Source organism: Xanthovirga aplysinae (assembly GCF_009711365.1).
GTDB lineage: Bacteria > Bacteroidota > Bacteroidia > Cytophagales > Cyclobacteriaceae > Xanthovirga > Xanthovirga aplysinae.
This window is the reverse complement of sequence record NZ_SMMB01001225.1, coordinates 1-12704: the sequence shown is the minus strand read 5'-3', so window position 1 is coordinate 12704 and position 12704 is coordinate 1. Positions and strand designations below refer to the sequence as shown.

General features: G+C 37.6%; 11 protein-coding genes. 2 read left to right on the top strand and 9 right to left on the bottom strand.

The window, feature by feature from the left end:
- Positions 1 to 1089 (top strand): acyl-CoA dehydrogenase (locus tag E1171_RS17795; RefSeq protein ID WP_155207408.1); only part of this gene is annotated, 1089 nt, incomplete at its 5' end.
- Between the two features lie 146 nt (positions 1090 to 1235).
- The gene (locus tag E1171_RS17790) at positions 1236 to 2153 is read left to right on the top strand and encodes an AraC family transcriptional regulator (protein WP_155207407.1); all 918 of its coding nucleotides are present in this window, start codon (positions 1236 to 1238) and stop codon (positions 2151 to 2153) included.
- On the opposite strand, the gene E1171_RS17785 is transcribed toward E1171_RS17790, so the two are convergent.
- From E1171_RS17785 to rplS, 9 genes are all read right to left on the bottom strand, one after another.
- Positions 2142 to 2912 carry a phosphoglycerol geranylgeranyltransferase gene (locus tag E1171_RS17785; RefSeq protein WP_187696524.1) on the bottom strand — a complete coding sequence of 257 codons (771 nt, stop codon included), beginning with the start codon at positions 2910 to 2912 and terminating at the stop codon, positions 2142 to 2144. The genes E1171_RS17790 and E1171_RS17785 overlap by 12 nt on opposite strands.
- Entirely contained in the window at positions 2899 to 3312 is a 414-nt protein-coding gene (locus E1171_RS17780) for a hypothetical protein (RefSeq protein ID WP_155207406.1), read from the bottom strand. Before E1171_RS17780 ends, E1171_RS17785 begins: the two co-directional genes overlap by 14 nt.
- A complete protein-coding gene (locus E1171_RS17775; RefSeq protein ID WP_155207405.1) occupies positions 3293 to 3673 on the bottom strand; it encodes a phage holin family protein in 381 nt (126 codons plus the stop codon). The genes E1171_RS17780 and E1171_RS17775 overlap by 20 nt, the downstream gene beginning before the upstream one ends.
- A 216-nt stretch (positions 3674 to 3889) precedes the next feature.
- The gene (locus E1171_RS17770) at positions 3890 to 5098 is read right to left on the bottom strand and encodes a Na/Pi symporter (protein WP_155207404.1); all 1209 of its coding nucleotides are present in this window, start codon (positions 5096 to 5098) and stop codon (positions 3890 to 3892) included.
- A gap of 448 nt (positions 5099 to 5546) precedes the next feature.
- Complete coding sequence (locus E1171_RS17765; RefSeq protein ID WP_155207403.1) at positions 5547 to 6740, bottom strand: M20 metallopeptidase family protein; 1194 nt, start codon at positions 6738 to 6740, stop codon at positions 5547 to 5549.
- A 32-nt stretch (positions 6741 to 6772) separates the two neighbouring features.
- Complete coding sequence (locus E1171_RS17760) at positions 6773 to 7288, bottom strand: SPOR domain-containing protein (RefSeq protein ID WP_155207402.1); 516 nt, start codon at positions 7286 to 7288, stop codon at positions 6773 to 6775.
- 282 nt (positions 7289 to 7570) lie between these two features.
- The gene (secA, locus tag E1171_RS17755) at positions 7571 to 10948 is read right to left on the bottom strand and encodes a preprotein translocase subunit SecA (protein WP_155207401.1); all 3378 of its coding nucleotides are present in this window, start codon (positions 10946 to 10948) and stop codon (positions 7571 to 7573) included.
- 201 nt (positions 10949 to 11149) lie between these two features.
- Positions 11150 to 11929 carry a diaminopimelate epimerase gene (gene dapF / locus E1171_RS17750; RefSeq protein ID WP_155207400.1) on the bottom strand — a complete coding sequence of 260 codons (780 nt, stop codon included), beginning with the start codon at positions 11927 to 11929 and terminating at the stop codon, positions 11150 to 11152.
- Between the two features lie 356 nt (positions 11930 to 12285).
- A complete protein-coding gene (rplS, locus tag E1171_RS17745; protein ID WP_155207399.1) occupies positions 12286 to 12642 on the bottom strand; it encodes a 50S ribosomal protein L19 in 357 nt (118 codons plus the stop codon).
- Positions 12643 to 12704 lie beyond the last annotated feature (62 nt).

Below are 12704 nucleotides of genomic sequence, written 5' to 3'. Positions count from 1 at the left end.
GATTTTGCCCGGACCGAACTTTTACCGGGTGTTATTGAACGAGACGAGAAACAAATTTTTCCAGCCGAACAAGTTCGGAAAATGGGTGAATTGGGATTTTTGGGTATGATGGTAGACCCAAAATATAACGGAGGAGGAATGGACACCATTTCCTATGTATTGGCAATGGAAGAAATTTCCAAAATCGATGCATCGGCTTCCGTTGTAATGTCCGTAAATAATTCACTGGTTTGCTGGGGCTTAGAAAAATTTGGAACAGAACAGCAAAAAGAGAAATATTTAAAGAGATTAGCTACTGGGGAGATAATAGGTGCTTTTTGTTTATCGGAACCCGAAGCCGGCTCCGATGCCACTAGCCAAAGAACTACTGCTGTCGACAAGGGAGATCATTACCTCTTAAACGGTACTAAAAATTGGATTACCAATGGAAACAGTGCCTCAGTTTATATTGTGATGGCTCAGACCGATCCTGACAAGAAGCACAAGGGCATTAATGCTTTAATTGTTGAGAAAGACATGGAGGGTTTCACAGTAGGTCCTAAAGAAAATAAATTGGGAATCAGAGGTTCTGATACACACTCATTGATGTTTAGTGATGTGAAAGTTCCCAAAGAAAATAGAATTGGAGAGGATGGGTTTGGTTTTACTTTCGCTATGAATACCTTGAACGGGGGAAGAATAGGAATTGCTTCTCAAGCACTTGGTATTGCATCTGGAGCCTATGAATTGGCATTAGAGTACTCCAAACAAAGAAAAGCATTTGGAGTAGAAATTGCCAAACACCAAGCTATTCAATTTAAATTAGCTGATATGGCCACTCAAATTGAAGCTGCCCGGATGTTGTGTTTAAAATCAGCCTGGTTGAAAGATCAAAAACAGGATTTTTCTGAGGCTGGCGCAAAAGCTAAGCTGTATGCTTCTCAAGTTGCCATGGATACTACCGTGGAGGCCGTTCAGATTCATGGAGGCTATGGATATGTAAAAGAATACCATGTAGAAAGGTTAATGAGAGATGCAAAAATCACTCAAATTTACGAAGGTACTTCAGAAATACAGAAAATAGTCATTGCCAGATCTTTGCTAAAATAGAAAATAAAAATCAAAGTTTTCTTTCTATTTGTTAGCAATCGAGGAGGTGCTTTTGGCCAACAGTCGGTAATTATTTGTTATCTTTTATTGTACTATTTTTATAATGGTTAATTTTTTTCGTCTCATTAAGCTATTTTAACTAAACTATGGAAGACTACAATAAAATCATTGAGTCCTTAGGGGTTAGGTTTGTAAAATCCAACAATATCAGGATCTTGCAGCCGGTTTCCGTTGACCGTATTTATGATGTGGAGAACACTGTTCTTATGGTCAACAAGGGAGAAATCCGTTTTGGAGAAAATGATGAATTGGTTAAGGAAGGGGAAATACTTTTTGTTCCTGGAGGGAAACAAGTAAAAATAACCTATGGTAGTGGTGGTGTTTTTACAATCTCTCATGATGATTTTATCAACAACAAGGAAAAATACCTTAAGTCCTATAATTACAGAGATCCGGCTGGAGTGGATAGCTTTAGTTACATCTCATTTGATTCAAAGGTATTTGACTCTGTAAACTTTTTCGCTTCATTAGATATTCCTCCGTTTGTAATCAGGGATAATAAAAAGGTAGTACAAATTATCCATAGTATTCTATTGGAAAACAGCTCGGAGGAAGCAGGAAAACAAAGAGTAATTAAATTAAATACAGAATACCTGGTAGTTGAAATTATTCGACATATCATTCGTAATAGGTTGTTCGTAGAGCAATTAGCTACAAATAGCACCTACTTTAAAGATCCACGTTTAATTGGCATTTTCGCCTACATTAAAGATAATTTAGGTGGTGACCTTTCCAATAAGAAGTTGGCAAGTGTGGCTAATGTTTCTGAAGATTATGTAGGGCAATATTTCAAAATGCTGACAGGAATAAACCCTCAAGATTATATCGAATATCAGCGCATGGAACAGGCTGTTAACCTGCTTAGAGCTACTAAAAAGAGTATTCGAGATATAGGAAAAGAAGTGGGTTATAAAGACACTGCTTACTTTTGTCGCCGTTTTAAGATGATGTTTGGTATACCGGCAGGGAAAATGAGACGAAGGGAATCTTTACTAAACGTTTAATGGAGAATTTTTCCAATAATGAACTATATTGGAAACCCCAATTATTAAATTGGGGTTTTTTTCTATCCCATTTCCTATTACTATAAGATCGGCACCTGCCTTGAAAGCCTTCTCTGCTTTTTCTATACTGTTTATTCCTCCCCCGATGATCAAAGGAATGTCCAAAGATTTACTTACGGTATGGATCATTTCCTCAGAAATGTTTTCTTTTGCCCCACTTCCGGCATCCATGTAAACTAACTTCATTCCAAGCAATTCAGCGGCCTGTGCTGTGCTGGCTGCTAGACTTGGTTTATCTTTTGGAATGGGAGCGGTTTGACTCATATAGGAAACTGAAGTAGGGTGGCCTGGATCAATTAGCATATAGGCAGTGGGTAAGATCTCCAATGCACTTTTTTTGAGTAAAGGTGCAGCCTGAACATGTTGTCCGATCAAAAGGTCAGGATTCCTCCCTGATACTAAGGAAAGAAATAAAAGAGCATCAGCAGAAAAGTTCAGCTGCATTAGACTTCCAGGAAATAAAATGACTGGTATATCGCAATTATTTTGGATCAAATCAATAATTCCCGCCTGGGAATCACTGGTTACTAAACTTCCCCCTACAAAAAAAAAATCGACCTGATTTTCCGCTGCCATTTCAATGAGCCTTAAACAACTTTCCGGTTTTTCGACTTTATCGGGATCAATTAAAATGGCAAAGGATTTTTGTCCAATGCGCTTTTTACGGTAAAGAAGTTTTAGGATCTTACTTTTCTGCACTTTTTGATCTCTTTTCGATTAGCTTTATTAATTGACTTTTTAATTCACTCAACAAAAATAAGGCTATATTTTCTTTAATGGCCCTTACAATAGTAGATTCTCTTTCAGGTTTAACAATAACAGGATAATTATTGCTCTTTACCAAGTTTTTACCTGGTGAGATTTCTTTTTCACCTTTTTTTTCGCCTGTAAAAGCTTTAAATAACCCATATGAAACCGCTAGAGTGGCTGATATTACTAAAAGGTTTTTTCCCCATTTTTCCGCATTTTGTTTTACATTTCCAACAATCTCATCTACCTGCTCCCCAAATCTGGCCTTATATTCGTCCGAGGCTTTCATTAATCGTTCTCTTTTGGCTTGTAAGCCACGAGGTGCCCCCTCATGATTTCCGTTTCTCATTTGATTGATGATTTGGTTTAGTGAGTGCTTTAAAAATAAGATCTTTAAATGCTGCTTTTTTCCGAATTAAATACAATACTATAAAAATTAGCAGGTAAAATCCTGTGATGATTAAAAACCCTAAATAATTGCTCGAAAGCAAATCATTTAAAAAATACCCCAACGCAAAACTGCCAAAGATTAAAACGTTCGTAAGAAGTGCTCCCATTATCAAAAACGACAACAGTTTTGCTAATATATCAATGGCTCTTTCCTCTATGTCGAGCAACGATAACTCTATCTTGGCCTCTATTAAACCCATCAATGGTTTTAATAACTCATCGACATTTAAAAGGTCAATTAATTTCCGTTTTTTATCCAACTTAGACTTTATTGATTAAACATTGGCAGAAAAAATCCCTTATAAAAGAATCATAACAACCGAACTGTTAAGGTAAGGTTAATCCAAATAATAGAAAAATGAAAACTTCACAAAATGCACAATGGATTAATATGAATAAGGAATAATAAAAAATGGATGAGGGGGTATTTGCCCGTTTTACTATATTAATCAAGAAGAATTTTTTTTGGGAGTCCTCTAAGAAATTATTTGAGGAGGTTTTGTAGTCTTCTCTACTTTAAATATGGATGGTTTTGAAATCATTTTTGAAGAGCTGACTTCTTCTTTTGAATGGTTAAAATATATCAGAGCAAAAGGTAGGGCAAAAAAGATAACAAAGATATAAACAAATACCGAAAGCCGATATTTCATAGCAAAACGCCCTGCGATTCCTGAAAAATTCACTAACAATTGACGAATCCCTCCCAAAGGCATAAAAAGCAATACTCCCGTAACATTAAACAACAGATGGACAATGGCTATAGGCATTGCTTGCTGAATACCAAAAAAAGCGGCCAATAACGCTGTGATTGTTGTCCCCAGATTTGCTCCAATGATAAAGGGAAAAGCATTTTTTACCTGTATCTTTTCGGTAGCCACAAGGGGAACCAAAATGGAGGTAGTTACAGAGCTTGATTGTAATGCCATTGTGAAAAAAATGCCCCATCCAAAGGATTTCTCTGACCTTTGGAACATTCCATCAAACCACTCTCTTCCTGAAGAGCCAATCAAGGCATTACGGCTTATCTTCGTAATCATCTTCAGGGACAATACCAACAAGGTAATTCCTACTAATAAAAGGAAATAACCATTTCCAATTGAGGAAATCATCTCACTTAATTTGGAGAAAAATGAGCCCTTAAAAATGAAAATATTTCCAATCGAAGGTACCGGAAAAGAAAGAACCTTCTGAGAAATATTTTGAGCCATAGATGACAATAACCCAAATTGCATTTCCAGAGGAAAAAGAATCAATACTAAAAAGACATTATAGAGAGAATGCAGAGTGCCTACCGCAATGGCCTTTCGAAAAGTTCTTTTACGATTAATAAATCCTAGGGCGACAATTAAACTGGTAATGGTCGTCCCAATGTTTGCTCCCATGATTAATGGTACAGCCTGCTCAAGTCCAATTACTCCAGAGGCCACAAAAGCTACAGTCATTGAAGTAGATGTTGAACTACTCTGAATCATGGCTGTAAGAATTATTCCTATAAACAAGCTTACAAAAGGGTTGGAAGTAGCGTCAATGATTGCATGAATCATCTCTTCTCCCAGCTGGCCAAAGGCAGAACCTATTACCCGGACAGAAAACAGAAAGCAAACCATTATTAACAATAGCTGCAATAACTGTCGGGCTATTTTCAGGCCTGAATGCTTATTTAATGCTATCAACCGGTCCTTCATAAAGCTGTTTGAAATATTCCTTAATTTAACTCCAGGTTTTTATTTTGGAGTTAAACTAACCTACCTTTCTCAAATCAAATAATTGGAGAAATAGAAATTATTAAAGAAACATAAATCCAAAACAATGAAATTGTTGTTTTAGACTTCAAATTTACCAAGAAAGAACGTGAAAACTATCAATTATTTATAAGTTCATTGTTATGAATTTGTTAAATAATTTAAATGCCGTTAAAAAATTGCAGTTTGAGGAAGGGGTTAAATTCAAAAAGTGATGAATAAAAATATTCCTAATTATTCATTTTTATAAACTTCCTTATTTTATGCTTCGCCAATTGGCATTTATTTGTGAAGAGTTATAAATACTACATTCTTCCCCTCATTTTAAACCCCTCACTTTAAAATGACATGTTGTTGGTGGGAGGCACAAAATTATAAGTCCCCACATTATTTATGGGAAAGATAATTCCTGAATCGTTAACCAGGCCATAAGCCCTGTACCTATTTCCAGGGCGCTTTCATCTATATCAAAGGTAGGAGTATGAACACCTGAAACGATTCCTTTTTCTTCATTTCGTACACCCAAACGGTAAAAACAGGCGTCTGTTTCCTGAGAATAAAAAGCAAAATCTTCGGCTCCCATCCAAAGGTCCAAATCTACTACATTTTCTTCTCCCATATAATCTTTTGCCTCTTTTCTAACTCTGGCGGTTAACTGTGGGTTGTTTTTCAGATAAGGGTATCCTTTTAGTATTTTAAACTCACATTCTCCTCCCATGCCTTCGGCGATATTTTCTGCCATTTTTCTCATTTTTTTATGCGCATCGGCACGCCACTCTTCATTCATGGCACGGAAAGTTCCTTCAATTTTTACTTCTTCAGGAATTATGTTGGTGGCTCCATTGGCCGTTACTTTTCCAAAAGAAAGCACTGAAGGAATTTTTGGGCTAGAGTTTCGGCTAATAATCTGTTGTAAAGCCACAATGATGTGAGATGCAATCAAAACCGGATCAATGTTCATCTCAGGAAGAGCGGCATGCCCTCCTTTGCCTTTTATTGTCAGGTATAACTCATCAGCACTTGCCATGTACATCCCTTCACGGAAACCTACTTTTCCTACTGGTACCAAGGGCATTACATGTTGCCCAATAATTCCTGCCGGTTTAGGGTTTTCCAATACTCCTTCTTTTATCATTAAAGAGGCGCCTCCAGGAAGTTTTTCCTCACCAGGCTGAAAGATCAGCTTTACCGTCCCTTCAAACTGGTTCTTAATCTCCTGCAATATTTTAGCTGTACCCAATAAAGATGCTGAATGTACGTCATGCCCACAGGCATGCATTACTCCCTCATTTTTTGATTTGTAACTGACTTGGTTAGCTTCATTAATAGGAAGGGCGTCCATATCTGCCCGAAGGGCAAGCACTTTTTTCTTGGGGTTTTTTCCTTCAATAAGGACGGTTAATCCCGTGCCAGCTACACCTTCTATAGGCTCTAAACCAAAGGATTGTAATTTGGAAGCTATAAATTTGGAGGTGTTGAATTCCTGAAAGGATAATTCAGGGTTACTGTGGATATGTCTTCTAATGGCAATTATCTCCTCAGCATATTCTTTTGCAAGTTGTTTTATTCGATCTTTCAATCCCATCTTTCCTTTTCATTTCTTTATTAAATGAACTTTTAATCTTCCCCCAATTGGATTCGCTGTGGAACAACTATCACATTTGGGAAATCGGCCTTTAACTCCGTATACATTTTTTGAGCCTCCAGACGATTGAAAAATTTTCCAACTTTAACCTTATAATTTGGCTGATTGTATTCCACTTCTGGACGCGAAGAAGGCAATAAAGTATACACCTTGTTTCTCACTTCAATAGCTTTTTCCCGACTTTGTCCAATATATACCTGAATTCGGTATCCGTCAACATATCCTAACTGTTGATTAAAGCTGGCAATACTATCCAGAGTAGCATTTAATTGAGCGGTAACATCATGCTCGGGAATTACTTTTTCGGTTGCGTCATCTTCCTTAGTTTCGTCAATTTTGGGGTTGTCAATCTTTTTCCCATCAAATTGAGGTCGATATACTGCCAGATCTTCCTCGTATTTTGCAGAAGTAGATTTTGACTTGCTTATTTTGTTGGAACAGCTAAAAAAGATTCCAACGATTGTTATCCATACCAATGCGCTGCGCATAGTTTTTATTAATTACGAATTAAAAAATTTAATAAAGCCATTTTGACTTGGTAGAAAAGAGATCACTAAATCATTCGATTTCATTTCTAAAAATTAATTTCCTTCAGTTTCTAAAGAATATTTAAGGCTTCAATTTTTCCATTGATGATCTATTTCTCTCTCTGCAATCTGGTAATTAGTCTGTTAACTGGCATAGTTACAAAAAAAAGGAAGCTTATAAAAATGTTCAACTTATAAGCTTCCTTTTAAAAGTATATCTTAGTCAATTAACCATAAAGAAGATTATTCAATAATTACACAACGATTATTTTTCACGTCCTCTTCCACAGTTTTGAACTTCACTCCTTTCTTAATAGTGCCATCCATGTATTGGACATTTACTTTTTCGTTTCGTCCTGCAACTTTTTCAGATTTCACCGGAGCTTGTCTTTCAGCAGCTTGTTGCGTTTGCTGACCAGCCGCGCTGCCACTTCCATTGTTACTCAGTACTGAGCCGCTGTCTTCCTTGGACTCCCTTAACCGTGAAGGTGCAGGCCTCCTTCTAATACTTTGTGCTTCCTGAACCTGCTCTGGTTGCTGAACCGGAAGGTCAGCTTTCATTAGGAATGACACGGTTTCAGTATTCACTTTTGTTACAAAAGACTTAAAGAGTTCGAAAGCCTCAAATTTATAAATTAATAATGGGTCTTTTTGCTCGTAAACGGCATTTTGAACCGATTGCTTCAGGTCATCCATATCCCGAAGGTGCTCTTTCCAGGTTTGATCTATGATGGCCAACGAAATCATTTTTTCCATGGACTTCACCAATTCTGATCCATCAGTAGAAAGTGTTTTTTCCAGATCTGCCAATGCTCCAATTTGCTTGATTCCATCGGTAAATGGAACCATGATGTTTTTGACTGTAGCTCCACGTTTTGCATGCAAGTCCTTTAAAACTGGAAGGGCTTTGTCCTTTATCATTTGATTTTTTTCATGATAATGGGCATATGCTTCTTCATAAAGCTTTTCGGTAAGCTCTTCTGCTTTCAGCTCTTTTAGTTCATTTTCTTTTATTGCGGGCTGCGTACCAAGAGTTCCTAATGCATTTAACTTAAAGTTATCGTTGTCCTCTAGGTTTTTGGCAGTGGTTATAATATCCTCAGAGGTATCATAAATCATGTTCATGATATCGAGATCCAGCCTGTCCCCATAGAGGGCATTTCTCCTTCTTTTATAAATCACCTCACGCTGGGAGTTCATTACGTCATCGTACTCCAGCAAGCGTTTTCGTGTTCCGAAGTTATTTTCTTCCACTTTCTTCTGGGCCCGTTCTATGGATTTGGTGATCATGGAATGTTGAATCACTTCTCCCTCCTCGAGTCCCATACGGTCCATCAGTTTGGCAATACGTTCCGAACCGAACAAACGCATCAGGTTGTCTTCCAAACAAACGAAGAATTGGGATGAACCCGGATCTCCTTGACGACCAGAACGACCTCTAAGCTGGCGATCTACACGACGAGATTCATGGCGTTCTGTACCAATAATGGCCAATCCTCCTGCTGCCTTTGATTCAGGGGTTAATTTAATATCTGTACCCCTACCGGCCATGTTGGTGGCAATGGTTACCGTACCTGGTTTTCCTGCTTCAGCTACCACTTCTGCTTCACGTTGGTGCTGCTTGGCATTTAATACCTGGTGTTTAATTTTTCTTAAGTTCAACATACGGCTGACCACTTCAGAAATTTCCACTGAAGTAGTACCCACAAGTACAGGTCGTCCTTCTTGTGTTAGTTTCACAATTTCATCCGCAACAGCATTGAACTTCTCACGCATGGTTTTATAAACAAGGTCTTCCCGATCCGCTCTTTGAATTGGTCGGTTGGTAGGAATGGTCACTACGTCCAGTTTATAAATTTCCATGAACTCGCCCGCTTCTGTAATGGCTGTACCTGTCATACCACTTAACTTATGGTACATACGGAAGTAATTCTGAAGCGTAACAGTGGCGTAAGTTTGGGTAGCGTCTTCTACTTTAACGTTTTCTTTTGCCTCAATGGCCTGGTGTAAACCATCTGAATAACGACGACCTTCCATTACACGGCCAGTCTGCTCATCTACGATGTTTACTTTGTTATCGACTACGATATACTCTGTATCACGCTCAAATAAAGTATAGGCTTTTAATAATTGGTTTACCGAGTGGACCCTTTGTGCCTTCACCGAATAATCTTGAATAATTGCTTCTTTCTTTTCCAATTGTTCTTTTTCGGAAAGCTCCGCATTATTCTCTACCTCGGCGATTTCCGTTCCAATATCCGGCATGATAAAGAACTTTGGATCTTCCCCTTCTCCGGTAATCAGGTCGATTCCTTTTTCCGTCAAATCCACCGCATTACTCTTTTCATCAATGGTAAAGAAGAGCGGTTTATCAGCTTCAGGCATCATTTTGGCATTATCCTGAAGGTAAAAGTTCTCTGTTTTTTGAAGAATTTGCCGATTTCCGGTTTCACTCAAAAACTTGATCAAAGGCTTATATTTTGGAAGACCACGAAAAGCTCTGAACAAGGCCAACCCACCTTCTTTTTGGTCATCTTCTTTTAACAGGCGTTTGGCATCTGCTAAGTACTGGCCGACCAATTTCTTTTGCGCATCTACCAACTTGGAAATTCTTGGCTTCAACTCATAAAATTCGTGTTCGTCACCTTTTGGAATAGGACCAGAAATGATTAACGGTGTACGGGCTTCATCAATTAATACAGAGTCCACCTCATCGACCATAGCAAAGTGATGCCTTCGTTGTACCAATTCCTCTTTGTCGCGAGCCATATTGTCACGCAAGTAATCGAAGCCAAACTCATTATTCGTACCATAAGTAATATCGGAATTATAAGCATTTCTTCGTTCCTGAGAGTTAGGTTGGTATTTATCGATACAATCAACCGTTAAACCGTGGAATTCAAATAAAGGAGCCATCCATTCGGAGTCCCTTTTGGCCAAATAGTCGTTTACGGTTACGACGTGGACGCCTCTTCCTGCCAATGCATTCAAAAATGCAGGTAGGGTAGCAACAAGGGTTTTACCCTCCCCTGTGGCCATTTCAGCAATTTTGCCTTGATGAAGTACAACGCCACCTACAAGCTGTACGTCATAATGGACCATATCCCAGGTAATTGGATTTCCGGCTGCATCCCAGCTGTTATGCCAGATGGCCTTTTCCCCATCAATTTGTACATTATCCTTTTGAGCGGAAATGGTTTTATCGTGAAGGGTAGCCGATACCACTAATTTCTCATTTTCCTTATATCTTCGAGCTGTTTCTTTAACAATGGCAAAGGTCTCTGGCAACACTTTTTCCAAAACCTTTTCCAATTCTTCGTTTCTTTTCTCCTCCAGCTTGTCGATTTTGTTGAAAATACTTTCTTTTTGATGAATATCTAGGTCAGGTTGATCCTCAACTTTTTGAGTCAATGCGGCGATTTCATCATCAATTTCTTTTAGGTCTTCAGCAATTCGCTCTTTTATTTGCTTAGATCTTTCCCTAAGTTCTTCATCAGAAATGGACAGAAGTTTTTCAAACTCTTCTTTTATCAGGTTCACATAGGGCATGACTTCTTTTACGTCACGGTCAGATTTTGTACCAAAAATCTTCGTAAGCCCTTTTGTAAAAACATTAAACATCGTATCTCTAAATTTCTTTTTTTATTTATTGCCTAAAGTTAAATTCTTTTTTTAGAAAACAAGGAAATGAAAATCGGTTATCCTTGCTTTATTAAAACAAACGAAAGAAAACCGAATTTTACTATATACTTCACAACCGATTTTCTATAATTATTTTACAATAATATAACGAGCAACCTCCTGGGTTTGTCTTAGGGGGTATTAAATAGTGATTTTTCCTTGAAAAACCTGTTTTGCAGGTCCAATAAGGTATATTTCTTCAAATACATTATCACCTTTCTTTTGAAAGGAAACCTGTAAATCGCCTCCTGGAGTTTGTATGCATACAGGGCTTTGATAGCCTTTATAACTCATTGCCAAAGAAACAGCAGTAACCCCTGTTCCACATGAAAGTGTTTCGTTTTCCACCCCTCTTTCATAGGTTCGAACAAAAACTTCTTGATCGTTTAAGGATTCCACAAAGTTAACATTGGTTCCTTTCTGTCCGTAGGGTTGTCCGTATCGTACTTCTTTTCCTTTTTCGTACACATCGTAGGTTTTTAAATCATCGACAAAGCGAATATGATGAGGAGATCCCGTATCAATAAACATATCTTCATCATAATGGTTTACCTCTTTTACATCTCCCATTTTAAGGTGAATCAGGTCCTCTTTAGCAAAGGCTTTATGCACCCCGTCAATGGCAAGAAAAGTCGTTTGATCTGAGATAATACCTAGAAATCTGGCAAATTGTACCGCACAACGGGCTCCATTTCCACACATGCTTTGAGAAGCATCTGCATTGAAATAGATCATTTCAAAATCATATACCTCGTGAGATTGTATTAAAATTAAGCCATCTGCGCCAATCCCAAATTTTCGATCGCAAAGCTTTTGTACAGATTGATGATCTTTTGGATCAAAGACATGCTCACGATTATCAATCATGACAAAATCATTCCCTGTTCCTTGGTATTTATAGAAATTCACTGTTTTACTCATGCTCTATACATCCTTAACGGAAAAAGTACTAATTAGCTATTTAACGAATCATGCAATATAAATTGCAAATTATCAAATTCAATACGCTTAGCTACTTCTTCTTTTATTTTCTTTTCCGAAAGAAAGGAAAAACTAGAAGGGTTTATTATGCAATATCAAATTTTATACCTGAAGAAGAAAAAAACACTGAGGCTGACTATTTGTCACGTTATAGGAAGAAAAAACGGTTTTCTAAATGCCAAAAGGATCTAGTTTAATATTAATTGAAAGGTTTTTTTTGGTCCCTAAAAGTTTATGTACAAAAAAAGCCAACTCTTTTGAGATGGCTTTTATATATCTAGTAGACTTTAAGTCCCTTATCTTTTTAACTCTTTAATACGAGCAGCTTTACCTTGTCTTCCTCTTAAGTAGAACAATCTTGCTCTTCTTACTTTACCTTTTCTTATAACTTCGATTTTATCGATGTTAGGAGACAAAATTGGGAAAATCCTTTCAATCCCCACGCCATTAGAAACCTTTCTTACAGTGAATGTTTCACCGTTTGAACCTTCATTTCGTCGCTGAATAACAGCTCCTTGAAATTGCTGGATTCTTTCTTTGTTTCCTTCCTTAATTTTTACGTGCACATTGATGGTGTCACCAGCTTTGAAGTCAGGGTATTGACCTCTCACTTCATTGTATTCGTCCTCTATTAATTTTATTAATTCGCTCATGACTCTATTGGATAAATTCAATCTCCGAAAAATGAACTGCAAATATAGGAAATTAATTCTGA

What these genes read in the sequence shown, in the direction of transcription:
- E1171_RS17790 (WP_155207407.1), top strand. Translation starts at nt 1,236, where the DNA reads ATGGAAGACTACAATAAAATCATTGAGTCCTTAGGGGTTAGGTTTGTA.
- E1171_RS17780 (WP_155207406.1), bottom strand. Translation starts at nt 3,312, where the DNA reads ATGAGAAACGGAAATCATGAGGGGGCACCTCGTGGCTTACAAGCCAAA.
- E1171_RS17770 (WP_155207404.1), bottom strand. Translation starts at nt 5,098, where the DNA reads ATGAAGGACCGGTTGATAGCATTAAATAAGCATTCAGGCCTGAAAATA.
- E1171_RS17765 (WP_155207403.1), bottom strand. Translation starts at nt 6,740, where the DNA reads ATGGGATTGAAAGATCGAATAAAACAACTTGCAAAAGAATATGCTGAG.
- E1171_RS17760 (WP_155207402.1), bottom strand. Translation starts at nt 7,288, where the DNA reads ATGCGCAGCGCATTGGTATGGATAACAATCGTTGGAATCTTTTTTAGC.
- secA (WP_155207401.1), bottom strand. Translation starts at nt 10,948, where the DNA reads ATGTTTAATGTTTTTACAAAAGGGCTTACGAAGATTTTTGGTACAAAA.
- dapF (WP_155207400.1), bottom strand. Translation starts at nt 11,929, where the DNA reads ATGAGTAAAACAGTGAATTTCTATAAATACCAAGGAACAGGGAATGAT.
- rplS (WP_155207399.1), bottom strand. Translation starts at nt 12,642, where the DNA reads ATGAGCGAATTAATAAAATTAATAGAGGACGAATACAATGAAGTGAGA.